Origin of the sequence: Aphanizomenon sp. UHCC 0183 (genome assembly GCF_009712065.1) — a bacterium.
Taxonomy (GTDB): domain Bacteria; phylum Cyanobacteriota; class Cyanobacteriia; order Cyanobacteriales; family Nostocaceae; genus Dolichospermum; species Dolichospermum heterosporum.
On the sequence record NZ_VILC01000063.1, the window covers coordinates 1 to 26,081 of the forward strand.

Sequence of the window (26,081 nt, forward strand, 5' to 3'; positions counted from 1 at the left end):
CGGGAAGTTCTATGGAGGTGTTCATGGTATTCTCCTTTGTTTTACTAATCATTAAATAGTTCTTTAATTTTATCATGGATATTTTCAAAATTCAAATCAAAATAGCCTGTTACTTTACCAGGGTTTTTTGAGTCATTGCTATGTTTTTTTGATGAGTTATCTAAAAATAATAACTTTTAACTTTTGATTCTATAGCGATATTACTGTCTCATGAGATTGATTTTCTCCATGTTTATGACGAAGATGTAGGATGAGTTCTATATCAAGTCGCTTGAGAAAAATGAGGAGTTTTCCCTCGCTGAACCGTTGAAACTCTCCTTTCATAAGATGGCATACTTCTGGTTGGGTAATGCCAAGAATTTGACCAATTTCACGTTGTTTCAGGTTACGTTTTTTCAGAAGTCGGAGTACCTGAATCCCGATTTTACCCCGTGTAAATAGTTCTTCTGCATCTTCTAAATCAAGATCAGCAAATACGTTACCACTGCTTTCTTCAAAAATTGGTTCTTGTGTCATGGTGATTGTTCTCTTGCTAGTGCATCTTTATAGCGTTGTTTAATCAATTCAATGTCACTTTGTGGAGTTTGAATACCTTTTTTTGATTTCTTCTGGAAAGCGTGCAATACATAAACTCTTTCCCCAATCTTTACGGCGTAAACTGCTCTACAAGTATCAGTATCATAACGTTTCACGATTTGTTGTTATACTCAAAACGGCTAAAAGCTGGACTTTTTTATCATACAAAGAACAAGTTCAAAGCCTCTCCCCGTTGCGGGGAGAGGTTTGGAGAGGGGTTTCATATTTGGTTAAACTATGAACCGTTTGCAGTATACCTAAATTCAGATCTGCTCAAAGATATTCTTTTAAAACTTCAACTGTAGCCAGTCCAGTTTTTTCCCAACTAAATTGACTTGCTCTTTTTAGACCTTTTTCTGAAAGTTGTTTTCTCAGTTCTGAATCATTAATAACTGCTTGCATTGCTGCTGTAATCTCCCTTGCATTATAGGGATTAATTAAAATAGCAGCATCTCCCGCAACTTCTGGAAGTGAGGAAATATTAGAAGTAATAACTGGTGTACCACAAGCCATAGCTTCTAAAACCGGTAAACCAAATCCTTCCCACAGAGTGGGGAAAACTAGTGCTAATGCTTGATTAATAATTATTGGTAATTCGTCATAGGAAACATAGTTAAGGAATTTAACAAGATGACTTATTCCTAATTCTTGAGTTTGTGCTTCTAATAATGGAGAGTAACGTTTATCGTAGGGACCAGCTAACCATAGTTCATAGTCATTTCTGTTAGGTAATGCGGAAAAAGCGGTAATTAGTCTTTGGAGGTTTTTGTAAGGGTCTTGACGACCAATATATAGGAAGTAATTGCGGGTAGGAAGGTTCAGGAATTGGAAATGTGAGTTATCTCCCGCCAAGAGAATTGGTGTAATTTTATTACTAGGAATTTGGTAAAATTGGGTGATATCATTGGCTGTTGATTCTGATATACAAATAATATGTTCTGCTTGTTTAAAAACTTCAGGAGTATAGTATTTATGGTATGTCGTCAATGGTGAAAAGCGTTTAGGAAACCGCAGTGGTATCATATCAAATGCTGTAACAACAAACCGACAATTAGTATATAAAGGTGCTTCGGGAATAGAGGAAAATAAAAGTTGGGATTTGAGGTTTTGATAGATTTTTGGTAATTGGAATTGTGTCCACAATAAACGGCGTAAATGTCCTTTCAAACCTTGTTCTGAGGTTAGGTTAGTAGGAGTTTGATAGCAGTTATAGTTAGGGAAAGATTGGGAAGTTAAAAGTATTGGCTCAAGTTTTTGTAAATGAGGTAAAAGATTAAGAGCGTAGGTAGTTGTACCTGTAGGTTTGGTAAGTAAGAATGAAAGATTAGTGAGTAATTGCATTTTTAATTTTTAGTTAGGAATGTGAATTAAATAAGGTGCAAAAGTAGGGTGTGTTAGCGACAGCGTAACGCACCATTCCAGGTTACATCAGAATTGCAGGTTATTAAATTTGCGTTCCTTAGTTCAGTTATTAATATTTTTTATTCATACAAATTCAGTTTAAAATAAGCCCATATAATTTTTATTTTCTTTTTTTTATTATAAAGATTACAGAATTTCAGGAATATTACCTTGATTTAGCCAATTAATCATTAAATAAGGATGAACAATGTGAAATTCATGGATAGGAGAATTATAAATACTATGTCTTTCAGGAATGATAAGTTCAATATCTTTATTTAAAAAATCTTTAAAATTAGCTGTCACTAATAGATTAGCTCGACCAGCTAAAGCTGTTTCTAAAACGTGCTGATCTTCTATATCACTAATAGGAATAACACCTGATCCTCCTAATGTTAATTGAGGCTGAATTTGAGCATAACTGCGGATAACATCTACATAAAAAGACGCATCCTCAGCCAAGGGAGTTAATCTTAATAAAACTTCTTCTAAACAATTTAACATTCCCCAAGAAATCACAAGTTCTACTTTTCCCATATAACAGTGACCATAACGAACTGTATCAACTATACTTTGACAAGCTGATAGCTTGCGTGGTGTAGCCATATTTTGATTTTCTTTGATATCAGCTAATAATGCCGCACACCAAATATTGAGATCAAGACATAAGCGTAAATGATTAGACATCACGAGTTAACTCAACTGAAGCACAGAGTAAATCATCTTCAGTTTCTAAAGAATTTAACCAATTTTTATCTATATTTTGGGCAATTCTTTGTTGAGCGAGTTTGTATTGATGGTGCAATAAAACTCTTGTAATTTCTTGACTAATTTCTTGCCACTGTGCTTCAGAAGCAACCCCATTTAACTGTAAGAGTGCTGACCAAGCATCATGAGGTAACATAGCTCCTAGCTTGATTGAAGCACTGGCTATTTGGGATATTGAGCGATTTTCCATTTTTGATAATACACTAATTCGCTCTGCTGTTTCTACGTCTAGGTCTGCTGAGATGGTTTTTTCTGTCATTGCTCTATTTTTCTCATGAGTTCTATAAAGATTATAACTTTTAATTGGAATTGTGTCCATAATAAGCGGTTTAAATGTCCTTTCAATCCTTGTTCTGATGTTAAGTTAGGAGGAGTTTGATAGCAGTTATAATCAGGGAAAGATTGGGAAGTTAAAAGTATCGGCTCAAGTTTTTGTAAATGAGGTAAAAGATTCAGAGCGTAAATAGTTGTACCTGTGGGTTTGGCAAGTAAGAATAAAAGATTAGTGAGTAATTGCATTTCTCATTTTTAACGAGTAGGATATTACTGTACTGCATAAGGTGTAAATTGCCGTTTAAAAGCAGAATGAAAACCAAGTACAATATCTGAATTTGGTACACCCATTTGCACTAATCTTTCAGCTATAGATTCTTCAGTTCCGTTGTACTGAATCCAAATTTTGCCGTCTTCAATGTCAAAGTGCATCACTGGTCCAAACACTCGTTTATCGCCTTGCCATCCGATATAATTGAGTTGGTAATGGTCATGTTCACTATCAAATATTAGTTGTGCTTTGACTGTATCATTGGTAGTACAAATCTGGGCGTGTTCTGTTAAAATTTGTGTGATAAATTGTCTATACTTTTCTATTTTATCCATTGTCGAACTTCCTCCTGTTTAGGATCATAAATTATCAGCTTGACTTGATATCGCTGTAGCATTCGTTGAATAAATGGAAGTTGAAAAAAGTCATAATAAGTCTCAAAAGGGATGGCTAAGTAAACAATTCGGTTTGGTTCTTGTTCTTCAAGTGCTTGGCTATAGTTAAGATATTGACCTAATGCTGTATGGAAACTACTGATATCTGAATCTCCAATAAAGCTTTTAATTTCTACAGCAATTTTTTCTGAGTCCCTTTCTGCGGCTATGGTGGTTTCTGCGGCTAAATCAATTTGGAGTTTAATTGCTTCACTAATGCGAATGGTTAAGGGGTCATGGGTAATATTCCATCCTTCTTTTATTAAAGCATTTTTTACCTGTTGATGGAAAACATCTTTTGCCATTGTTTTTGTGTGAATATGAGTTAAAATTATCTGTATTTCAAGATTTAGTTTTCTTTCTTCTCCTAGTTCATCATAATTTGATTATATCATTTACGGATATTTTTACACAAGTCTCCCATCCAAACAATGTCCTTTTAAACTTACTGTTAATGATGTTGCTGATTTCTCATATAATCACATATACCATAAATTTTTCCTAATGCAGCTTGTGGTTTTATAATTAATCCCATTGTTGCTTTGATGATTTGCAGAATAAGTTTCATAGTAAAAATTGATTTATTTGTATATCTGTTAATTGTAAATAAATAACTATAGGTACTATATCTAATCTTTTTAAAAATGTTTCTATTAGTAATTGATGAAGGTTGATGTATGACACTTAATTGTTTAGTAATGGCTATTAAATGTCCTTGATTAGCATAACGTCTGCAAAAATCAAAATCTTCATAATATAAAAAATAAGCATGATCAAATAAAGGACATTCAGAAAATTTATTTAGATTAATTATTATACTACAACCGGAAACCCAATCACAATTAATATAATCTGTGTCGTTATTAGTTAATAAATCTACTTCTAAAATTGCGCCATTTTCAGGAATAAAGCGACCACCAGCAAACCAAATTTTCTGTTCAGGATTATAAACAATTGTACCTAAAATTGATAATTCTGGATATCGATTAAAAAACAATTGAGCTTTTTCTAAAGTATTTTCTGGTAAATAAGCATCTGGATTAATTATCCAAACTATTCCTTCTTTATCTTGATTGTAAATCCATTGTAAACCTAAATTACAACCTCCACCAAACCCAAGATTATTTTCAGAATCAATAATTATTGTTGATTGATTTTTAAGTTGATAAATTGAATTATCGTCAGGAGAGTTATTAATGATAATAACTTGATGGTTACTATCTGGAGAAGATGACAGAGAACCTATTAATTTAGTTATTAGATGGGTAGAGTAATAGTTAACTGTTAAAAAATAGATCATAATAGATTAATTTTAAAATAAATATTTCAAGAAAAATATTTAAACATGAAGTTTTTGAATGAAGATATTAATTACCATTTTTTAGTAAGTTTACCTATCAATCCATGATAAGTTCCTAACAAACAAGCCCATAGTTTTAATTGTTTGTTCTCAAAATCATACACCATAATACGTAAGATACTATCAATCATGTATTTTATTCTTCTTATTAATGAAGATAGGCGATAATGACCTTGAGAAAAACGAGTTTCTAGGTAAGTATGGTTACGACATATATAATAGTGACGTAAGGCAGAATATTGTTGAATATAACGATGTTTATTAAGGAAACTTACTTGAACAGGATTACCAAAGTTATGGTGCATAATAGCCTTAGTAACAATTAAGTTACGAAAACCCTTATTTTTAAGTCGTAAGCCATAATCGAAGTCAATACCATCAATAAAAAACTCAGCACAGGGAGGAGAGATAGTTTGAGCCGCAGTTAAAGAAATTAGAGAACCTGACGTAATCGGTGAATCACATTCATAAAAATCAAGATTGTTATTGTGTTTAAGTGCTACAAAATGATCTTTTAAAAAGACTGCACCTTCTATAACTTTATTGGTTTTGATATCTGAAGCAGTAGGGGCAATAATACCAATTTTATAATTATCTTGTTGAGACAATTGATGATAATTTCTCAGCAAAATTTCTAAGCAATTTTTAGTGGGAATACTATCTTGATCAAATGTCCATAAAAAATCATATTTCTGCTCAATAGCCCATTTTAATGCTTTTACTAAACCTTCCGCAATTCCAATATTATTCGGATAATGATGAATTAACAACAGTTGACTGTTATTATTCAGTAATAACGGTTTATCAGAATTATCTACTATATATATAGCTGTAATTTGAATAGATTGAGATTCAATAGCTTGAATACATCTATTAGCGGATTCTTGATCTTGATAACAAGTGATATAAGCTGCCACTTTTGATTGCATATTTTTAAATAAATATATTACTTATTGCTTGATAAATTTACTGAGTTTATGTTTAATCCACAATCTAGGATATAAAGGGATTAGTTGTTTAATTTTTTTGAGTGTATTAATTATAGTTAACTCCAATCTTGATAATTTATAATAATCAACTATTTCTGATTTTTTTTGTATCAAAGAGTAATAATCTGCTAATAATTGCTGTAAAAACTCAATTCTTTCACCTTGAACATGAAATGTTTTTGGTTGATTAGATAAATTTTGATAGAAAACTTCCAATTTGTTAATAGAATCTTCCCACTTCATTGAATCAGCAGTTATTTTTCCATTTTCTTGCAACTTTTTATATAAATCTTTATCATTTATTAATCTTTTTAATCCTTGATGAGCTAAATTAACATCTCCATTAGGTATAACTAAAGCATTGTATTCATCCTTAATATATTCATCATATCCAGTCACATCACTAACAATACAAACTCCACCACAAGCCATCATTTCTAAAGGGGGTCCAAAAAATCCTTCAACACTACTAAGTTTAACTAAAATATCACAACTTGAATAAATATGTTTCATTTGACTAAAATTTACTTTGTAAAAAAAGCGATCAATGTTCCAATCTGGAGAGGGTTCTCCTTGATTAGAAACACACCAAATTTCACAATCTAATCGTTGACTTGCTTCAATAGCTTCTTTTACTCTTTTAAAAGGAGCGTCTATAGTACCTTCTACCAATATTCTTAATTTATCAGATTGCTTAGGTGTAATAGGTTCAGCAGGATGAATAATATTAGGATCAAGAGCATTAGGAATATAAACAGCTTGATGCCCAAAGTTTTGTTTGAGCCATTCAACAATCCATTTTGCTTCGGTCATATAATGAATATTGGATAAATAGCTTAAAACAACCCAATTTTTAATAATTTGATCATCATAAAAACGAGTTTCATCTGATTGAACAAAATAAACTTTATGTTTGGCTGGAAATTTTAAAACTGGAATAACTGTAGCCCAAAAAGTAGCAACACAAATATCAACTCCATCAGGAAAATCTTTGGGATGAAAAACAGGGTAATTAAAATTTGGAAACCATTCAAAAGAACTTGATGTTGCAGGAATAGCTTCATTTAAAAGACAAATAATAATCTCGTGACCTCGTTTTGCTAGTCTAGTAATATGCTGAAGAACTATAATATGTCCGCCACAAACCAAATTAGATGGAAGCACATAAACAATTTTCATAATTAATAATTTAATTCCTTCTTCTAAATTGATTAATGGATGAAATTTTAACTTCTGTATATGATGTTGGATTGACAATGAAAAAGTTTATAAATTCCTGATTGAAGTTTTTTACAAAGTTGATTATATTATTTAACATTTGGGTAAAAACCTACTTTATTATTTGATTATTTCGATAGTGTCGTTTAATTAACTCAACACATTGTGAGATAATGTGATCAATTTTTTCAAAGAGCTAGTTTCTGTATTATTATTCTTTTTGTCTTAATAAATTTACTTTAAATAAATCAGAAAAAATATCATTAACATTTATTTTATTAGCATAATTTTTTAACCTTGTTTCAACAATATCTATTGTTAGATCATACTCCAAAAGAATTGCTTTGAGAATATCATATAGTCTGACAGAATTTCCGCTTCCTACATTATAAATCTCTCCCATCTTACCATAAGCCATTATGGTTTCATAATATTTTACAGCTTCCTGCACATCTATATAATCTCTTTTACTTTCTAAATCTCCTAATATTATTTTGTCTATTTTGCCACTCTTATATTCTTCTATCTGTTGATAAACTCGACCTATAAAAAGTTGCCTAGAGATATTTTTTCCTAATAAGTTAAAGGTACGAGCCATCACTATGTCCATATCATACACTTGACAATAAAATTGCATTAAGTGAGTTTGATAAACTTTAGTTAATCCATAAATACTAGCTGGATTAAAGGGATAATCTTCGCTGACTGGATTATCTTGTTCCTTAATTAAACCATACTCAGCCGCACTGCCGATTAATAATACTCGACAGGATATTTTGGATTTAAGAAGACTATCTAGGATATTTTTGGTAGATATAACATTATTAGCATAATCTACAGAATAATCATTAGTAAAACTTCCCGCTAGATGATAAATTCTATCTGGTTTAATTTCCTGAATTAAATTTTCAACTGAGTTACAATCGGTTAAGTCACAAATAAAACCAGTATTATCCTGTTGTTTATTACGAGTAACGCAGCTAATTTTTAGCTCAGAATTTCGCTGTAAATATTTAACTAAATGAGTACCTGTAAAACCACTTGATCCAGTTATTAAAACTTTCATACTAAACCCAATTTAATTTTAAGTTGATCGTAATTTTCATTAGCATTTTCATAATCTTCAGGACGACCAATATCTAGCCAATAGCCATCAAATGGTTTGACTAAGATTTTATTTTTATTTTTAATTCCGTCTATCATTAAATTATCAAATCCATAGGGTTCACCTTTAGCCAATTGCTCAACAACCCGACGATTGAGACAATAAACTCCCATACTCACATCAAAATAGTAAGTCGGTTTCTCAGTAAAGGAACAAATCAAATTTTCTTCATTATATTGTAACACCCCAAAATCAATTTTTGACTCCCTTTTAAAGGTTGATACAGTAACATCGTTATCAGCTTGAATATGATAATTGTAAAAATTCAGGTAGTTCAAATTACATAGTATATCACCATTCATTACTAAAAAATTATCTGGCAAATCAGGAATTAAAGTTAACGGTCCAATGGTACTGAGAGGACTTTCCTCTAGAGAATAATCAATTTTTATATTCCATAAAGAACCATCACCAAAAAAAGCCATAATTAAATTTGCTAGATGGTTAACTGCCAGAGTAATATGATCAAATCCTGATATTGCTAATTGACGAATGATAATTTCTAATATGGGCATTTCACCACCAATTGGAACGAGAGGTTTAGGAATGGTCACTGTATATGGCTTTAATCTAGTCCCTTTCCCACCTGCTAGGATAATAGCTCTCACTTTTAAATACTCTCCTAATTAAACATTATAAATGTTAGCTTTGTACTTTGATAAATTTCCAGAAAGCCTAAACCACTCTATAGTTTCAGCTAATCCTTGAGATAGATTATATTGGTGACTCCAATTAGTAAGAGATAATATTTTTTTATTACAGCCTAGTAATCTATTGACTTCAGATTTACTAGGACGCAAGCGCTCATTTTCGCTCACAATTTTTGCATGAGGATTTATTTGAGATATTAACTCATTGGCCATGTCACCAATAGATATTTCTACTCCAGTGGCAATATTAATTTCTTCTCCAATGGTGTGATCAGATTTAGCGATTTCAACAAAAGCATTAGTCGTATCTTTCACATAATTAAAATCACGAGTTGGTTCGAGACTCCCTAACTTAATCTCCGTTGCACCTGCTAATAATTGAGTAATTATAGTGGGAATAACAGCACGCGCTGACTGTCTTGGTCCATAAGTATTAAATGGACGAACAATTACAACAGGCAAATTAAAAGACCGATAAAAAGATTCTGACAGTCTGTCAGCACCAATTTTGGTCGCACTGTAAGGGGATTGTCCTTGAAATGGATGTTTTTCGTCAATAGGCACATAGTTCGCAGTACCATAAACCTCAGAAGTAGATGTGATTAAAACTTTTTCAATTCCTAGTTTTCTCCCAGACTGTAGAATATTTAATGTTCCCTTAATATTAGTGTCTACATAAGAATCAGGAGAGTGATAAGAGAAAGGAATAGCAATTAAAGCAGCTAAATGAAAAACCACATCACATCCTTTCATAGCCATTTCTACCCCATTGGGATCACGAATATCTCCGGCAAAGATTTCAATATTTTTCAGTTTCTCCTCCGATAAAGAGTCAAGCCATCCCCAAGAGTTAAATGAGTTGTAATAGACAAATGCTTTAATTTTACAGCCTTCTTCCAATAATCTTTCGACTAAATGGCTACCGATAAAACCATCTGAACCTGTAACTAAAACTTGTTTGTTTTGAATTTTCATAAAGTTTAATGCACCCAGTTATATTTTTGAAACCTTTTTATAATTCATTTTCCTTGAATAAGGAAAGAAAGACATTGATATATTCATTATTCATTTTAGTAATATCCAGGTTTTCTTCTGCATAAGTTCTAGCGTTAGTTTTTAATTGATTTTGAAGATTTTCGTCTGAATATATCTTGATAATTTTATTAGCAAATTCATCAGGATTATTAGGATCACAAACAAAACCATTATAGCCATCTGTAATTATGTCAGGAATACCACCAATTCTAGAAGCAATAACAGGTACACCCAAGGATAATCCCTCCATAAGAATAATCGGTATACCTTCAATCCTTGAGGGAATAATTAATAAATTAGTTGTTTTTAGGAAAGGCCTATTATCATAAACAAATCCCGGTGCATAAATTTTATCATCTAATCCTAACTCAGATATTTTAACTTTTACTGAGTCGTACTCAGATCCATTCCCTAACATCAGAAAATAAATATCTTTATTATCTCGTAATTTATCAACTATCTCAACAAATTTTAGAGGACATTTTTCTTCTGAAAATCTACCCATGTATGAAACAATAAATTTACCGTTGGGAATAATATCTCTAATTAGTTTCTGATTGATATTAATGGAATTGAATTCCTTCTGAGTATCCACTCCGTGAACGATAACACGAGTTTTTGACTTTGATTCTTGATATTCTTGTAGTAAGATGTCCTCAATAACTTGACTTGCCAAAATATTCATATCAATTAATTCAGCATACTTTCTGTTATTTGCTATGTGACCATATTCATTAAAAAGCTGATCCACCACTTTTAGATTGGGAAAATCCCTTTTAATATCTGGCAATAAATCGTAAAAATAGGCTGAACCAACAATAAATAGGATGTTAATTTGGCGGGATTCAAGATAGTAGTAAACAAAATCTTTCCACTTTTCTTGAAATTCCAAAAAGTTGTATAGATGGTATATCTCCTGAGTTATTTGTTCATATTTATTTGTATTATCGCCAAATTTAGAATCTGTTTTGATAGTTGTCATTATAGATATGTCAAAACTATTTTCACTGAGATATTTAGCAATCTGAAGTAATATAGTATCTGCTCCTCCTGTGATAACAAAAGGCAGAGCAAAAAGAATTTTAAGTTTGTTTTCTTCTTTTGTTTGTGCCAAGTATGATTGAGTTAAGTTTATACTACCATTAATAACTTGATAAGATATCTGATTGTTATTCCAAGAACTTTTATAGGCTTCAGGCGTGAGATATTTTTGATTAAAAGATGCAATAGTTTTCGCTTGCTCTTTAAAGCTAAGACTTTCATGATGATTACTTAGGCTCGTATGCTTATCGTGGATACGATAGAGCATTAGGGATTCAGAAATATTGATCACTCTTGCACCTATAGCCATCATTCTTACCCATAAATCCCAATCTTCTGAAATATGATCTTTGCCTATACCATAATCATGATAACCATTAGCTTTTTCCCATATCTGCTTAGAAAATACAGCTACTGTAGAAACTTGATTGCCTTTAAGAATTTCCGCTAATGTAGGATGGGCTAAAATATTCCAAGTTTCTATTGAATTACCAAAACATTGTACTGATGTGGATACAATATCATAAGCGTAAACTTCTAATAAAAAGAGGGCTTTTTCTAAATAAGTTGATTTGATCTGATCATCGGCATCGAGACAACAAACATACTTCCCTTTTGCTTTTTGTATACCAAAGTTTCTATTATCTCCTACTAAATGACTACCTTTCCTATAATAAATCGTTGTTTTTGGCTTTTGTAAAGACTTTAGTGTGGTAACTGTCGAATTATCTGTTGAACCACCATCAATAACGATAATTTCAAAATCCTGAAATGTTTGATTAAGAATAGAGTCTATTGCTTCTTCAACATATTCACCGTAGTTAAAACATGGGATAATTACGCTTACTAATGGTTTCTCAGAAGACCAAATTTTCTGCCTAATTGATTTCAGGACTGGATTACGATTCTGAAATTCGACTGTATTTTTTTTTATTAAACTTTTAATTAAATATTTTAAAGTAATTGATATGTTGTTATCTTTTACTCCTATCCTTTGTCTAAACTGAAACCACTTTTCTCTAATTTTCCAGAATTTACTGGTTTTAACAGCCGATAATTCATTTTGAATTTTGAGGTTTTCATTATGCAGTGATAGGATTTCATCCTTAAGTTTCAGATTTTCATTATGCAGTGTTAGGATTTCATCTTTCAGTGTCTCAATATTCTGAATGAAATAAGTTTTTGCTTCTAGATAACTTAAATTATCTTGATATGATTTAGTATATTGTTGAGTTAAATATTGAATATTCTGTTCAGACAAAGTTAATTCGCTTTGATTATATTGAGTTAATAAATTTAGCACTTTATTAGCAATAGATATATCTTCTAAGTAACGGATTGAAAAAATTAAAGCATGAATAATTTGCCTTCTTGAAATATTGTCCGTGCTTAATATTTCGATTTGATTTTGAAAGATAGCATTAAAAATATTCAGCGTGGAATTACACTTGTACTGAACACTAGCCACCCCTACATAAGTCGCTCCAAAGTTTTGTATAGCTACCAATTTTCCTGAATGATTATCACTAAAATATTCTTTGAGAATATTCTGAATACTCTTCTCTGTAAAATAATAAATATGTTCTAAAGATGATCTATACCAATATTCATCTCTTGTTGTGAAGGTTAAACAAGGCACTTCAAAAAAGAACCAACCATCTTCATTTAACAAAGACTTTATTTTGGTTAATGTTTCTAACAATTGTGGAATATGTTCTAAAACTGCCCAAGCCGTGATGATATCATACTGTTGTTTTTGAGGCTGTACAAAGGTGATAAAATCCTCACTAAATACTTCATAACCTTTTTCTTGACAAATTTGGGCATAATCTTGATTTAATTCAAGTCCTACCAAAGGAAACAATCCATGACTTTTAGCTAAATCTAAAAATAAACCGTTACTACATCCTAAATCAAACAAACTACCTTTCTTTTCTGTTATTGCTACAAGTGCAATACACCATAAAAAGTAGTCATGTTTGATTTCCTTGTAGTTAGTATAACCAATGGTAGTATTATCAATACCTCGCTTTTCATAATAATCTAAACTATAAAGTTCTTGTAGATTTTCTGGATATTTTTCCACAAAACCTAAACCACAATCTTGGCAAAGTAAAACCCAAATATCGTCTGCTCGTTTCTGGTGTTTTTTAAAATTTTTAGATTGACAAAAGGGACAGTGTTTCAACTCAATATATTTATTATTAGTCATAATCATAAATAGACTTACATTTCATTATTTAAAAATACAGTAACTTAAGTTGCTTCTGAAAATTTAACTAGAACTTATTGGAGAATTGTTTACACCTTCCAGATAGCATCTTACAACTTCATTTGCTTCTCCAAACAATTTTATATTCCCCTTACTTAACCAAACAGCTTTATTACAAGACTGTTGAATAAAATCCATTGAATGAGAAACTACCAAAACAGTAGCATTACCATCCCAAAACTGATCCATTCTTTGCTTACACTTATTCTTAAAACTCTCATCCCCCACCGACAAAACCTCATCCAAAATCAAAATATCTGGTTGTACATCAGTCGCAATAGAAAAGCCCAAGCGAGCCACCATACCCGAAGATAAACCCTTAACTGGAACTAAAGCATAATCCTCCAAATCTGCAAACTCCAAAATAGAACGCGCTCTTGCTTTCATCTCAGCCCTAGAAAAACCCAACAATACACCATAAAGGAGGATATTGTCCATTACAGAGATTTCCGCATCAAAACCTGCTCCTAATTCAATTAAAGGCGCAACTTGACCTCGGACTCTGACAGTACCAGTGGTAGGCTGTAAAATCCCAGAAATTATCTTTAACAGAGTGGACTTACCTGAACCGTTAGCACCAATTATACCTATTTTTTCTCCTTTCGCAACCACCAAGTCAATATTATCTAAAACTAATTTCTTCGCAGGTTGACGATATTTACCCTCTACCACAGATAGGAGCGTTTTTTTCAAATCATAGGAAAATTCCTCTTGAGTCCTTCTCCACAGCGAAACATTGTCCAAACGTATTACTTCCATTTACAGCCAATCCATAAATTGATGTCGCCACAGGTAAAAACAAGTCCATCTCCAGCAATACCTTGTCCAAATTGGAAAAAAGCCTTAATTTGTAGATTGGGTTGTGGAACGTGAACGTTCGCGGAGCAATTAGCATAAAACCCAACATGAGCGTTGGGTTGCGCTGTCGCTTAACCCAACAAAGCAGGAAATGGACAAGGTATTGTCTCAAGGCTAAAATAATTATGCCATTAGAGACTTCCAAATAAAAAAATGTCCCAAAACTGATGCAGAAATTCTCTCTCTGTGTACTCTGTGCCTCTGTGGTTCGTTTCTTAGGATAATTTATTTCTTGGAAGTCTCTTAGAGGGTGTTTGAAAAGTTATGGTTGATGTATCAAATATTTTTTACCCCACCCTAACCCTCCCCTTGTAAAGGGGAGGGAACTGGATTTTTATTGTTTCCCCCCTTTACAAGGGGGGACTAAGGGGGGTAGCAATGTGATGAAAATTACGGAATACCACTTTTCAAACATCCTCTTAAGCAAAGCCCGGCGATTTATAAACTATCGGGTTCAATACCTAACTCCCTTAATTTTTGCGCTAGAACATCTGCTTTATTTTCTGCGTCATCAGCACGCTGACGTTCAGATTCAGCTTTTCGACGTTCAACTTCAACCTTTCGACGTTCAAATTCAACCTTTCGACGTTCAGATTCAGCCCTTTGATGTTCAAATTCAACCTTTCGACGTTCAGATTCAGCCCTTTGACGTTCAAGTTCAGCCCTTTGACGTTCAAATTCAGCTTTTTTAATCTCTTCTAAATTAGCTTCTTCTGGTGTAGGGACTAATTTTCCTTCAACAGTAAAATATCTTAACTTATCTTCCCAAACCCCTAAGTATAAACCTAACTCCTGACTCCAATACCAGGCATTTTCTGATGCTGGAATAGTTTTATACTCACTGTCTGTTAATCGCCATCCTACCAATTCTAAGGTATTCGGGGAAAACCAAAAATACTCAGGGGTGCGGAATTGATTTTGATACAACTGTTTTTTCAATCCCTTATCTACCTTCGCTGTAGAATCAGAAAGTAATTCAATTATTACATTGGGATATTTACCATCTTCTTCCCATATTACCCAAGAAAGACGTGGACGTTTTTCCGTGTCCTTAACTAAAAAAAAGTCTGGTCCTCTAAAGTCTCGATTTTTTAACTGTTGTCGGCTATAGTAAACGCTAAGATTTGCACCAATAAAAAAATCTTCTCTATTACGCCATAACCATTCTAAACAAGTTACTAATATTAATAGTTGTGTATAGTGTAAAGAGCTTTCCATTTCTGGTTCGTCGCTGAGTAGTTCAGTGCAATCTGGCATTAATGCTTCTATTTCTTGTGCGGTTAAAGCCATAGATTTTATTAGGATAAATTACTATCTTTGGTTAATTATAAACTATCAGGTTCTAGTCTAAGAGGGTGTTTGAAAAGTTATGGTTGATGTATCAAATATTTTTTACCCCACCCTAACCCTCCCCTTGTAAAGGGGAGGGAACTGGATTTTTATTGTTTCCCCCCTTTACAAGGGGGGACTAAGGGGGGTAGCAATGTGATGAAAATTACGGAATACCACTTTTCAAACATCCTCTAAGGAACGCAAATTTAATAACCTGCGATTCTGATGTAACCTGGAATGGTGCGTTACGCTGTCGCTAACACACCCTACTTTTGCACCTTATTTAATTCACATTCCTAAGTAGGTTGGTGTTGAAAATTGTCGTTATGGCAAGGCAAAAGGCAATCATGCAAGAGGCAAGAGTGAAGAGGGTTTGGGCGATTTTACATTTCTTTACACAGTTTGGTTTTATTGTGTTCACCTACTTATGCAATTACCAAACGATAGCTATGTTAGAGGGTGTTTGAAAAGTTATGCTTGATGTATCAAATATTTTTACCCCTCCCTAACCCTCCCCTTGTAAAGGGGAGGGAACTGGATTTTTATTGTTTCCCCCCTTGTAAAGGTGGGACTAAGGGGGTAGCAATGTGATGAAAATTACGGAATACCACTTTTAAAACATCCTCTTAGAGGTTGTTTGAAAAGTATTAGATGAAACCGATAATCTCCAAAAACCTAACCCCCCTGCCCCCCTTCCCTATGTTAGCGCAGCGTGCCGAAGGCTGGGAAGGGGGGTTTCAAAGCCTCTCCTCGCTTCGGGGAGAGGTTTGGAGAGGGGTTTGTTTATACATTAAAAACTTTTCAAACATCCTCTTACAGCAAATCCATAAATTGATGCCGCCACAGGTGAAAACAAGTCCATCCCAAGGCTAAAATAATGATGCCACTCAGTAAAGCCCCCCAAATCAGACCTAAATCTGGTGGAGAACCTGATAATGTAATCTGACGGAGACTTTCAATGATTGGGGATAAGGGGTTCAAACCTAAAAACTGTTTTACCGGCTTGGGAACAATAGCTGCTGGGTAAAATATCGGACTGCTAATCCAAATTACAAATACTACCAATTCATAAAAGTAAGGTAAATCCCTGAAAAATACGTACAAAGCACTGACTAAAAAACCGACTCCTGTAGAAACTAAAATTAATGCTAAAAATGGAAATACTAAAGCGATGACATTGATGAGACTTTTGGAATTAATCAATGTCATAATTGCTAGTAACGGAAATGCTCCCACTGAAAATTGAAAGACATTGGACGAAATCATTGATACCGGAAAAACACTAACTGGTAACTGAATCTTATTTAATAATGCACCATTGCCGACTACGCTGGTTAAAGCTTGGGATGTGCAAGCGGAGAAAAAATTAATTACTAACAGTCCTGTCAGCGCTGCCAGCATATAGTTAATGATGGAGTTACCATAGTAGGATGCAAAGGTAGCACCAAAGATGGCAGTATACAACCCTGTCATAATCAATGGGTTCAATAGTGACCAATAAACCCCTAGAAAAGACCCCCGGTAACGGACTTTCAGCGTCCGTCCAACTAAGACGTGCAGGAGTTCGCAATAACGCTGCACTTGTAACCAATTTAAATTATCTTTCAGGGAAAGTGTCATTCTTATAGCACCATTACACACCGGAAAAAAGTCATTTTGGCATTCTATACCATACGAGTGCAATTGTTGACGATTAATTTTCAGATAAGTGAAATTTTATCTGTCTTGAGGAATTACGTAACTTATGCATTGGTTAGGTGCGTCAAACTGCATAAATCTGGTAAATAAGTAGATTTTTGATATTTGACGCACCCTACTAGGGCTTACGCATTGACAAAGTTTTCTAAATATGTAATCTGACAGTAATTCAATAATCAAATCTGGATAGCGCCCGTCTTCCTCCCAGACAATCCAAGAAGTGCGGGGACGTTTTTCTGTATTTTTAACTAGGAAGAAATCTGGGCCTCTAAATTCTCGATTTTTTAATTGCTGACGACTAAAATAAATAGTTAGATCTGCACCAATAAAAAAATCATTTTGATCACGCCATAACCACTCTAAGCTAGTTACTAGGATGAGTAACTGCATATAATGTAAAGAACTTTCCATTTCCGGCTCATCACTTAATAAACGAGTCGCATCGGGCATTTGTTGTTCTAGCTGCTGGGCTGTAACAAACATAAGAGTATACCTACTTGCTTACTGATTTAATTTTAAGCCATGAACAGTGAAAACAGAGTGCCAGATTCAGCTACACTGAGATTTGGATTATTTTATTTTAACTAGATCATGGACATCGGACAGAAAGTTAAGGTGATTCGTTTGCGCGATCGCGTATCCTCTAATATCGCTCAAAAACTCGGAGAAATCGGCATTATCGAGGGCTACAAGGTTACTGACGGGGCTGGAATTGGTGTGGTGGTGAAGTTTGACGACAACTTCTCTACTTGGTTTTTTGAAGATGAAATCAGACCAGCTTAGTCAAAACAACTTATAGCAGAGGCTAAGAAGATTGGTTGAGTGCTAAGTTGTAATTGACAAGATCGGCAAAATTGGAAATTGAGTAATGGCCTTGATACTGACATTTTTGGGCAAAAACGGCATCGCTCGCAGTAAGATAGCGATCGCCACAGCCATTAGTTTGGCAACACAAGGTAAACGGGTACTCCTAGCAGGACTAGCAGATCCAACATTGTCAATTCTACTCAATACGACTCTGACTCCTGACCCCCAGGACATCTCTCCCAATCTGCAAGCAGTACAGTTTCAAGCATCTGTACTGCTAGAACGCAACTGGGAGGAAGTGAAAAAATTAGAGGCTCAATACCTCCGCACACCAATTTTTAAAGAGGTTTATGGGCAAGAATTGGTAGTATTACCGGGCATGGATAACGCCCTCGCTCTCAATGCGATTCGTGAATATGATGCCAGTGGCAAATATGACGCGATTATTTATGATGGCACGGGCGATGCTGCTAGTTTGCGAATGTTGGGAATGCCAGAATCTTTAAGTTGGTATGTTAGACGATTTCGGCAATTATTTGTTAACTCTGATTTAGGGAAAACAATTTCTGAATCACCCCTAATTCAACCTTTAATTAGTAGCCTTTTCAATTTTAATTGGACTGCTGATAATTTTTCCCAACCTACTAACCAAGTTAATAATTTCCTCGAAGAAGGTAAAGCTGCCCTAGCTAATCCTCGCCGCGTTGCTGCTTTTTTGGTGACAACATCAGAACCCATTGATGTGGCAAATTCCCGTTATTTGTGGGGAAGCGCTCAACAAATTGGTTTAACTGTTGGTGGAGCAATTTTAGTTCCTGGTGGAGAAAATACCAATTTATCCGAGGAATTTGCACCTCTACCTGTGAGCATAGTTCCTGATGTTGTCAATGGTGAATGGCAACCTCTGATAGATGCTTTACCCAACTTTGTTGAGCAAGCATTACAAGCTAACCAACCAATTGAAATTGACGTACATAATCGCCAAGTACGCCTATTTTTGCCTGGGTTTGACAAAAAACAAGTCAAGCTTATTCAACAGGGTCCAGAAGTCACCGTAGAAGCCGGAGATCAAAGACGTAATATCTTCCTCCCCTCGGCTTTAAGTGGTAAGCCTGTCACTGGTGCAAAGTTTCAAAATAGTTATTTGATAATTTCTTTTTAGGGATTGGGGATTGGGGATTGGGGACTGGGGACTGGGGATTGGGGACTGGGGACTGGAGACTGGAGACTGGGGACTGGGGACTGGGGACTGGGCAAGAATTACCAATTACCAATTACTTATAGCGGTATGCACTTGAGTAAGATACAGTCATAAGCCCCCCTCCTCGCTTGCGGGGAGGGGGTTGGGGGTGGGGTTCTTGTATTTCACTCAACCAATTACCAATTACCCATTACCTATTACCAATCACCTATTACCAATTACCATTACACCTTATGTCTGAATCAACTCCCATTAATCCAAATCCTCAACCGAATGAGGCTGTAGAATCTCTAAATACAGAAGTTACAACCGCAGAAGATCGCAATGCTAAAACTCGGCAATTGCTGGGAATGAAAGGTGCGAGCGCTGGAGAAACTTCTATTTGGAAAATTCGCTTGCAATTGATGAAACCGATTACCTGGATTCCCCTAATTTGGGGTGTGGTCTGCGGTGCGGCTTCTTCTGGTAACTATACCTGGACTTTAGAAAATGTTTTGAAGTCTGCCCTGTGTATGTTGCTTTCTGGTCCTTTATTGACTGGTTATACCCAAACCATCAATGATTATTATGACCGGGAAATTGACGCGATTAATGAACCTTATCGTCCTATACCTTCGGGGAGAATTTCGGAAAAGCAAGTAATTAGCCAATTCGTGCTTTTAGTATTATTAGGATATGGAGTGGCTTACACCTTAGATTTATGGGCAGGTCATTCAGTTCCTAATGTTTTACTGTTGTCTGTTTTTGGTAGTTTCATTGCCTATATCTATTCTGCACCACCATTAAAATTAAAACAAAATGGTTGGTTAGGAAACTATGCTTTAGGTGCAAGTTACATTGCTTTACCTTGGTGGGCTGGTCATGCTTTATTTGGGGAATTGAATTGGACAATTGTGATTCTGACTCTATTTTACAGTTTGGCGGGTTTAGGGATTGCCATTGTTAATGATTTTAAAAGTGTGGAAGGCGATCGCCAATTAGGATTACAATCATTACCAGTTATGTTTGGCATCCAAACTGCGGCTTTGATTTGTGTCGTCATGATTGACTTATTTCAAGGTTTGGTTGCAGGTTATTTGGTGAGTATTCACGAGAATTTATATGCAGCCATTCTCGTATTATTAATCATTCCCCAAATCACTTTCCAAGATATGTATTTTCTCCGTGACCCCATAGCTAATGATGTCAAATATCAAGCCAGCGCCCAACCATTTTTGGTTTTGGGAATGTTGGTGACGGGTATTGCATTAGGTCACGCTGGCGTTTAATCGTAGGGTGTAATCAGTCGTAAAAACCCCACCCCGCCAGGAACTCAAGTTCCTGGCTAATAGCTAAAGTCATCTAAAGATGACTAAAAACTGGGAAAATTCATTAGTCCGTTTTAACGGACTTTAGCTATGAGACAGGGAATTTATTCCCTGGAGTGTGTGGAGAGCAACATTAATCAACATTAGTAATGATATATAATCTTTCTTTAGTAACCGGGTAAGGTGTAATTTTTATGGTAGAACCACTCACTGGTGCGGTAATTGTTTCCTTGTTTTTTTCCGAAGCACTCAAAGAAGGTGGAAAGGCTTTAGCGAAAGGAGTCGCGGATACTTTTGCAAAGTTGGTTAGCATTACTAGAGAAAAGCTAAAAGCCGAAGGAATGGAAGGTTTATTGATTCGTGCTGAAAAAGATCCAAATGAAGTAAATAAAACCAAGTTACAAAATGAATTGCAAGAATACATTAATGCTGATGCAACTTTTGCAAATCAATTGAAATTGCTGGTTGAAGAACTAAAAGCACAAGATGAAAATATCCGTCAGGTGATTTTGAGTGGAATTGAATTAACTGGTGATTTACAAGCTGGGGATATCACCCAAAAAACTACCCGGATTGGTGGTTCAGTTGACCAAACCATGCTCAAAGATATCAAAGCTGGCAATATTGATGTGGGTAATTTAAGTCAAGAATCTTAAAATTATGACTATAAATCCCAGATTTCAAAATGTCCAGAAAATCTTTGAAAATGTTCAAGGTAATATCAATGCGGGAAATATTACTCAAATTTTTCAAATTATCAATAATTTAAGTGATATTCCTCAACCTACGGGGTTTCCTCACAATATCCCTGGTAGTAATACAAAGAAGTTTGTCGGACGGGAAAACGAACTGGTACTGATTCACCAGCATTTAGAAGCAAATAATTCGGCTGTGATTGCTGCTGTTGAAGGTATGGGTGGTATTGGTAAAACTGAATTGGCAACCCAATATTCTCTTTTACATTTACAATTAAATACTTATCCTGGGGGTATTTGTTGGTTGCAAGCTAGAGATCAAAATATTGGTTTGCAAATTCTCGAATTTTGTCGCACAAGTTTAGGTTCACAACCACCGGATAATGTTGATTTATTAGAACAGGTAAAATGGTGTTGGCAACATTGGCAAGAAGGTAATACCTTAGTGGTTGTTGATGATGTCCAAAATTATTCGGCGATTAAGCCTTATTTGCCGCCACAATCATCTCAATTTAAGGTTTTGATCACAACGAGACTCAAGCTAGACTTATCTGGTTCTTTGTCTTTACAAATCCTTTCTGAATCGGAGGCAATTGCATTATTATCTGAATTGATTGGTGCAGATCAATTAACTTCAGAAACAGCACAAGCAGAAGAACTTTGTCAGCGCTTAGGTTACTTACCTCTGGCTTTACAATTGGTTGGCCGTTATATTAAAAAACGCCAGATATCTTTAGCAGAAATGCTGAAAAGATTAGAAGCTAAAGGTTTAGGTCATCCTGCTTTGGTTGTTGATATGAATGACCCAACCTGGACTTTATCTATAACTCGTGGTGTGGAAGCTGCTTTTGCATTAAGTTGGGAAGTTCTCAGTCCTGCGGCTCAAGAATTAGGTTGTTTACTGAGTTTATTTGCTTTAGCTCCTATTCCTTGGTCACTGGTGGAAAGTGCTGCACCTGAAAAAGATACAGAAGATTTAGAAGCTGCCAGAATTGAATTAGAACAATTACATCTTTTACAAAGTGAAGATCATTGTTATCAATTACATCAACTAATTCGTGAGTTTTTGAAAAAGAAGCATCATAACTTAGCTTCTGGACAACAACAAATATCTCACTTTTGCCAAGCAATGATTGATGTAGCTAAAACAATTCCTGAGCAGCCAATACAGGAAGATATTAAAAAATTAAAATTAGATATACCGCATTTAGAGGAAGTAGCAGAACATTTACCTGATGTTGTTAGTGATAAAAATTTAATTTGGCCTTTTGTTGGATTAGGAAGATTCTATGAAGGACAAGGATTATATAATCTGGCAGAACCTTGGAAAGAAAAATGTGTTTTATTACTAAAACAGCGGTTAGGTGATGACCATTCCGATGTCGCTACCAGTTTTAACAATTTGGCAGAACTTTACCGTGTCCAAGGCAGGTACAGCGAAGCCGAACCTCTCTACAAAAAAGCTTTAGCACTCAGGCAAAAGCGCCTGGGTGATGACCATCCCGATGTCGCTACCAGTTTCAACAATTTGGCAGCACTTTACTATTCCCAACGCAGGTACAGCGAAGCCGAACCTCTCTACATCCAAGCTTTAGAACTCAGGCAAAAGCGCCTGGGTGATGACCATCCCCATGTCGCTACCAGTTTCAACAATTTGGCTCTACTCTACGAATCCCAAGGCAAGTACAGCGAAGCTGAACCTCTCTACATCCAAGCTTTAGAACTCAGGCAAAAGCTCCTGGGTAATGACCATCCCCATGTCGCTACCAGTTTCAACAATTTGGCTCTACTCTACGAATCCCAAGGCAGGTATAGCGAAGCCGAACCTCTCTACATCCAAGCTTTAGAACTCAGGCAAAAGCTTCTGGGTAATAACCATCCTCATGTCGCTCAAAGTTTCAACAATTTGGCTTATTTTTACAATTCTCAAAGAAAATACAGTGAAGCAGAACCTCTCTACAAAAAAGCTCTAAATATTTTTGAACAACGATTAGGAGTAGATCACCCTCATACTATTATTGTTCGTGATAATCTTGAACTTTTACGTAATCTTTAAGTAAATGCTGTTAATCTTAAAGCATTTATTTTCAGATAAATCTATTGGATAGGATAACAATAGCTTTGTTTAGCAATCTGATATTTTACGTTAAGAGTCTCATTCTTATACTCTGTATGAGAACAAGAAAAATAAAATTTTTGGATAAAAAGATTAAGGAGAACGATAGGTAATTATGAAAACTGACAAACTGTTTTACCGACTATTTTTATCTCAGCCAGGATTGATTACCGAGTTAATCCCAGAAATTCCCAAAGATTGCGAATTTACCTATAGTGCGCCCACCGTCAAAGAAAAAGGATTTGCAATAGATGGACTCTTAACACCGATTGCCAAGGATCTAAATTTACCTTTGGTATTTTTAGAGGCACAGATGCAGAGAGACCCCAAATTTTATGGGCGGTATTTTGCAGAGATTTTTATGTACCACTATCCAATACTGTTCGGTTAAGGTTTGTCTGAATCAGGATGTCCAGGATTAAAGGATGAACAGGATGAAATTCCTCTCAATGTAGCAAACCTGGAGTTATGGAGAAGGCGATCGCGTCTCGTTCGCATAGCGTTCCGAAGGAATAGAGATAGCGCGACCTAGCGATCGCTATTTTAATGGATAATGAGAGAGCGATAGCGAAGCGCTCCGCAGGAATCGCCGTATAATGTAAATAGCTTTTACCCCATATTTTTATGACATTAACCGAAATTTTACCATCACTACAAAAATTATCTCATCAAGAAAAAATTAAAGCTATTCAATTTTTAGCCACAGAATTAGCTAGAGATGAACAAAATCCAGATTTTCTTGAAAATGGTAAAACTTATGAAGTTTGGTCGCCTTATGATGCTTTTGCAGCCGAGAAAACTTTAACTGATATGTTACAGCAACATTTACAAGCAGAAATAACAAAGGTATCGCCGTTCTTTCGTTATGAAAAATGAAATGCGATCGCTTTTGGGTGGTTATAGAAAATGGAGTGCGATTCCTAGGTCGCGCTATCTCTATTCCTTCGGAACGCTATGCGAACGAGACGCTATCGCTCAAAAAAAGTTATAATTTAGAAAATACCCTTAATTAATGTCTTATGTTAACTACATACACCGCAAAATATACCAAAATAAATAGTGGATATATGGGACAACTGATTGAATGGCAAGAAGTTATTACTGAGGGAGAAACACTAGAAATATGCAGAGCTATGTTACAAGATGCACTCAAAGAAATGATTCTTGCCTATCATCAGCAAAATAAAGAAATTCCCACAGGAAACTCTTTACTTGAACAAATTCCTGTAGAAGTATAATCATGTCCGTAAAACGAAAAGATTTAATTAAGTATTTGGAAGAAAATGGATTTTATTTATTGCGGGAAGGTGGCAATCATTCTATTTATACTAATGATATAAAAACCATTCCCGTCAAAAGACATAGTGCAATTGATTTTCTAAGACTTTCATAGTTTGAGTCTCCAGATAGGGAAAATCATTAATAAACTCAGCTAATCCTCCCTCACTTTCCAGATAGTCAAACAATGTTTGTAAAGGAACACGAGTTCCCACAAAAACCGGAACTCCACTCATAATTTCAGGATCGGAGTGAATAATACCTTGAGTTTTTAATAAGTTGTTGAGTGTCATATTTCCTTCAAGATATAACTTGATATTTTTTATTATAGCGGTTATCTGTTGAGTTAAATATAAGAACCCCACCCCCAACCCCCTCCCCGCAAGCGAGGAGGGGGCTATGATGTATCTTATTCAAGGCGCTATTACTATTCATCTATCGTCAATGATTTGTAGGGGGTAAGATATCAGCAATGCGCTTTACCTTTAATGTAACCTCTGCATGAGAGTTCTGGCTTGTTCACTGATAGCTTGCCAATTGCCCTGTAATACTGATTCTGTTGGGAATAATTCGCCACTTAACCCCACCGCTACTGCACCCACCTGTAAAAAATCTTGAGCATTGTCTAATGTTATACCCCCCGTAGGAATTAAGGGAATATGCCCAAGGGGTCCTTGTAAACTCTTGATATAGCTAGTTCCGCCCACTGCTTGCACCGGAAACACCTTGACACAACTTGCACCATGATTCCAAGCGGTAATAATTTCTGTGGGTGTCAATGCACCGGGAATAATGGGGATATTTGCGGTTAGTGCAGCTTGAATCATATCTAGATCAGTGTGGGGACTGAAGAGAAATTGCGCCCCACAGGCGATCGCCTCTTGTAACTGTTGAACATTAAATAAGGTCCCCGTACCAATCATACAGTTAGGTAATTTAGCACGGAGTTGGGCAATTAATTCCGGTGCGCGATCGCTATTCCAAGTAATTTCAATTAACTGCATTCCTCCAGATGCTACAGCCAAAGCCATTTTCTCACCCCATACCATCTTCGGGGCGCGAATAACAGCGATCGCTCGATGTAATTTTAACTGTGACAACCAAACTTGATTAGACATTTTTACCGTAACTTAAACAGTATCAATTAAACTGGTAAGACATCGTGAAAATGTGTATAGTCACAGTAACGATGTCCATCAGGCGTATGGTACATAATATCTACAAATTGATGATTCCACAAAATCTTATTATACTCAACATGGTTGAAATATGGACTTTTGGAAAATTACGAAAAACCTAGATTTGTAGGGATTTAGCTCTTGCTTTACCCCTAGTA

Annotated in this window: 28 protein-coding genes and 3 pseudogenes; 9 read left to right on the forward strand and 22 right to left on the reverse strand. The window is 35.1% G+C overall.

Annotated elements, in window-relative coordinates; translation table 11 throughout:
- Nucleotides 1-189: 189 nt before the first annotated feature.
- From FJR37_RS18340 to FJR37_RS18430, 19 genes and pseudogenes are all read right to left on the reverse strand, one after another.
- Nucleotides 190-516, reverse strand: a complete 327-nt coding sequence (locus FJR37_RS18340; RefSeq protein ID WP_168466745.1) for a helix-turn-helix domain-containing protein — start codon at nucleotides 514-516, stop codon at nucleotides 190-192.
- Nucleotides 513-698: pseudogene (locus FJR37_RS27070) on the reverse strand (type II toxin-antitoxin system RelE/ParE family toxin); the annotation flags it as partial. The pseudogene FJR37_RS27070 and the gene FJR37_RS18340, both read right to left, overlap by 4 nt.
- Before the next feature lie 151 nt (nucleotides 699-849).
- Nucleotides 850-1,917, reverse strand: coding sequence for a glycosyltransferase family 1 protein (locus FJR37_RS18350; RefSeq protein WP_168466746.1), 1,068 nt, complete (start codon nucleotides 1,915-1,917; stop codon nucleotides 850-852).
- 207 nt (nucleotides 1,918-2,124) lie between these two features.
- Nucleotides 2,125-2,664, reverse strand: coding sequence for a PIN domain-containing protein (locus tag FJR37_RS18355; protein WP_039201227.1), 540 nt, complete (start codon nucleotides 2,662-2,664; stop codon nucleotides 2,125-2,127).
- A complete protein-coding gene (locus tag FJR37_RS18360) occupies nucleotides 2,657-3,004 on the reverse strand; it encodes a hypothetical protein (RefSeq protein ID WP_039201226.1) in 348 nt (115 codons plus the stop codon). Before FJR37_RS18360 ends, FJR37_RS18355 begins: the two co-directional genes overlap by 8 nt.
- Complete coding sequence (locus tag FJR37_RS18365; RefSeq protein ID WP_039201225.1) at nucleotides 3,001-3,264, reverse strand: hypothetical protein; 264 nt, start codon at nucleotides 3,262-3,264, stop codon at nucleotides 3,001-3,003. Before FJR37_RS18365 ends, FJR37_RS18360 begins: the two co-directional genes overlap by 4 nt.
- Nucleotides 3,265-3,288: 24 nt before the next feature.
- A complete protein-coding gene (locus FJR37_RS18370; protein WP_137909152.1) occupies nucleotides 3,289-3,624 on the reverse strand; it encodes a XisI protein in 336 nt (111 codons plus the stop codon).
- Nucleotides 3,612-4,028: a XisH family protein gene (locus FJR37_RS18375; protein ID WP_168466747.1), complete on the reverse strand. Its 417-nt coding sequence runs from the start codon at nucleotides 4,026-4,028 to the stop codon at nucleotides 3,612-3,614. Before FJR37_RS18375 ends, FJR37_RS18370 begins: the two co-directional genes overlap by 13 nt.
- 146 nt (nucleotides 4,029-4,174) lie before the next feature.
- Nucleotides 4,175-5,023: a glycosyltransferase gene (locus tag FJR37_RS18380; protein WP_168466748.1), complete on the reverse strand. Its 849-nt coding sequence runs from the start codon at nucleotides 5,021-5,023 to the stop codon at nucleotides 4,175-4,177.
- A 71-nt stretch (nucleotides 5,024-5,094) separates the two neighbouring features.
- Nucleotides 5,095-6,012, reverse strand: coding sequence for a glycosyltransferase family 2 protein (locus tag FJR37_RS18385; protein ID WP_168466749.1), 918 nt, complete (start codon nucleotides 6,010-6,012; stop codon nucleotides 5,095-5,097).
- A gap of 21 nt (nucleotides 6,013-6,033) precedes the next feature.
- Nucleotides 6,034-7,251 (reverse strand): glycosyltransferase family 4 protein, encoded by a 1,218-nt coding sequence (locus tag FJR37_RS18390; protein WP_168466750.1) that lies wholly within the window; start codon nucleotides 7,249-7,251, stop codon nucleotides 6,034-6,036.
- A 250-nt stretch (nucleotides 7,252-7,501) separates the two neighbouring features.
- Complete coding sequence (locus FJR37_RS18395) at nucleotides 7,502-8,356, reverse strand: NAD-dependent epimerase/dehydratase family protein (protein ID WP_168466751.1); 855 nt, start codon at nucleotides 8,354-8,356, stop codon at nucleotides 7,502-7,504.
- On the reverse strand, nucleotides 8,353-9,063 hold the full coding sequence (locus tag FJR37_RS18400) for a sugar phosphate nucleotidyltransferase (RefSeq protein ID WP_168466752.1): 711 nt from the start codon (nucleotides 9,061-9,063) through the stop codon (nucleotides 8,353-8,355). The genes FJR37_RS18395 and FJR37_RS18400 overlap by 4 nt, the downstream gene beginning before the upstream one ends.
- Before the next feature lie 18 nt (nucleotides 9,064-9,081).
- Nucleotides 9,082-10,080, reverse strand: a complete 999-nt coding sequence (locus FJR37_RS18405; RefSeq protein ID WP_168466753.1) for an NAD-dependent 4,6-dehydratase LegB — start codon at nucleotides 10,078-10,080, stop codon at nucleotides 9,082-9,084.
- A gap of 37 nt (nucleotides 10,081-10,117) precedes the next feature.
- Nucleotides 10,118-13,393 (reverse strand): glycosyltransferase, encoded by a 3,276-nt coding sequence (locus FJR37_RS18410; RefSeq protein ID WP_168466754.1) that lies wholly within the window; start codon nucleotides 13,391-13,393, stop codon nucleotides 10,118-10,120.
- Nucleotides 13,394-13,456: 63 nt separating this feature from the next.
- Nucleotides 13,457-14,212, reverse strand: coding sequence for an ABC transporter ATP-binding protein (locus FJR37_RS18415; protein ID WP_168466755.1), 756 nt, complete (start codon nucleotides 14,210-14,212; stop codon nucleotides 13,457-13,459).
- A 537-nt stretch (nucleotides 14,213-14,749) separates the two neighbouring features.
- The gene (locus tag FJR37_RS18420) at nucleotides 14,750-15,601 is read right to left on the reverse strand and encodes a Uma2 family endonuclease (RefSeq protein WP_168466756.1); all 852 of its coding nucleotides are present in this window, start codon (nucleotides 15,599-15,601) and stop codon (nucleotides 14,750-14,752) included.
- Nucleotides 15,602-16,456: 855 nt separating this feature from the next.
- The gene (locus tag FJR37_RS18425) at nucleotides 16,457-17,263 is read right to left on the reverse strand and encodes an ABC transporter permease (RefSeq protein ID WP_168466757.1); all 807 of its coding nucleotides are present in this window, start codon (nucleotides 17,261-17,263) and stop codon (nucleotides 16,457-16,459) included.
- A gap of 234 nt (nucleotides 17,264-17,497) precedes the next feature.
- Nucleotides 17,498-17,824 (reverse strand): annotated as a pseudogene (locus tag FJR37_RS18430) (Uma2 family endonuclease); the annotation flags it as partial.
- A gap of 108 nt (nucleotides 17,825-17,932) precedes the next feature.
- Here FJR37_RS18430 and FJR37_RS18435 point away from each other — a divergent pair.
- The 9 genes from FJR37_RS18435 (at nucleotide 17,933) to FJR37_RS18475 (ending at nucleotide 24,860) form a co-directional block, all read left to right on the forward strand.
- Entirely contained in the window at nucleotides 17,933-18,124 is a 192-nt protein-coding gene (locus tag FJR37_RS18435) for a DUF2862 domain-containing protein (RefSeq protein ID WP_168466758.1), read from the forward strand.
- 85 nt (nucleotides 18,125-18,209) lie between these two features.
- Nucleotides 18,210-19,310 (forward strand): ArsA family ATPase, encoded by a 1,101-nt coding sequence (locus tag FJR37_RS18440; protein WP_168466759.1) that lies wholly within the window; start codon nucleotides 18,210-18,212, stop codon nucleotides 19,308-19,310.
- Between the two features lie 272 nt (nucleotides 19,311-19,582).
- Complete coding sequence (gene chlG / locus FJR37_RS18445; RefSeq protein WP_168466760.1) at nucleotides 19,583-20,617, forward strand: chlorophyll synthase ChlG; 1,035 nt, start codon at nucleotides 19,583-19,585, stop codon at nucleotides 20,615-20,617.
- Nucleotides 20,618-20,850: 233 nt separating this feature from the next.
- Complete coding sequence (locus FJR37_RS18450; protein WP_168466761.1) at nucleotides 20,851-21,312, forward strand: hypothetical protein; 462 nt, start codon at nucleotides 20,851-20,853, stop codon at nucleotides 21,310-21,312.
- 4 nt (nucleotides 21,313-21,316) lie between these two features.
- A complete protein-coding gene (locus FJR37_RS18455) occupies nucleotides 21,317-23,407 on the forward strand; it encodes a tetratricopeptide repeat protein (RefSeq protein ID WP_168466762.1) in 2,091 nt (696 codons plus the stop codon).
- A 175-nt stretch (nucleotides 23,408-23,582) separates the two neighbouring features.
- On the forward strand, nucleotides 23,583-23,858 hold the full coding sequence (locus tag FJR37_RS18460) for a DUF2887 domain-containing protein (RefSeq protein ID WP_168466763.1): 276 nt from the start codon (nucleotides 23,583-23,585) through the stop codon (nucleotides 23,856-23,858).
- A 233-nt stretch (nucleotides 23,859-24,091) separates the two neighbouring features.
- Nucleotides 24,092-24,343 (forward strand): hypothetical protein, encoded by a 252-nt coding sequence (locus FJR37_RS18465; protein ID WP_052149892.1) that lies wholly within the window; start codon nucleotides 24,092-24,094, stop codon nucleotides 24,341-24,343.
- Nucleotides 24,344-24,486: 143 nt separating this feature from the next.
- Nucleotides 24,487-24,705, forward strand: coding sequence for a type II toxin-antitoxin system HicB family antitoxin (locus tag FJR37_RS18470; protein WP_039201761.1), 219 nt, complete (start codon nucleotides 24,487-24,489; stop codon nucleotides 24,703-24,705).
- Between the two features lie 2 nt (nucleotides 24,706-24,707).
- Nucleotides 24,708-24,860 carry a type II toxin-antitoxin system HicA family toxin gene (locus tag FJR37_RS18475; protein WP_072033613.1) on the forward strand — a complete coding sequence of 51 codons (153 nt, stop codon included), beginning with the start codon at nucleotides 24,708-24,710 and terminating at the stop codon, nucleotides 24,858-24,860.
- Here the strand turns inward: FJR37_RS18475 and FJR37_RS18480 are convergent.
- The 3 genes and pseudogenes from FJR37_RS18480 to FJR37_RS27075 form a co-directional block, all read right to left on the reverse strand.
- A complete protein-coding gene (locus FJR37_RS18480) occupies nucleotides 24,820-25,038 on the reverse strand; it encodes a DUF433 domain-containing protein (protein ID WP_168466764.1) in 219 nt (72 codons plus the stop codon). The two genes, FJR37_RS18475 and FJR37_RS18480, sit on opposite strands and share 41 nt — an antisense overlap.
- Before the next feature lie 192 nt (nucleotides 25,039-25,230).
- Nucleotides 25,231-25,863 (reverse strand): bifunctional 4-hydroxy-2-oxoglutarate aldolase/2-dehydro-3-deoxy-phosphogluconate aldolase, encoded by a 633-nt coding sequence (locus FJR37_RS18485; RefSeq protein ID WP_168466765.1) that lies wholly within the window; start codon nucleotides 25,861-25,863, stop codon nucleotides 25,231-25,233.
- A 26-nt stretch (nucleotides 25,864-25,889) separates the two neighbouring features.
- A pseudogene (locus FJR37_RS27075) lies at nucleotides 25,890-25,994 on the reverse strand (ATP-sensitive inward rectifier potassium channel 10); the annotation flags it as partial.
- Between the last annotated feature and the right edge of the window lie 87 nt (nucleotides 25,995-26,081).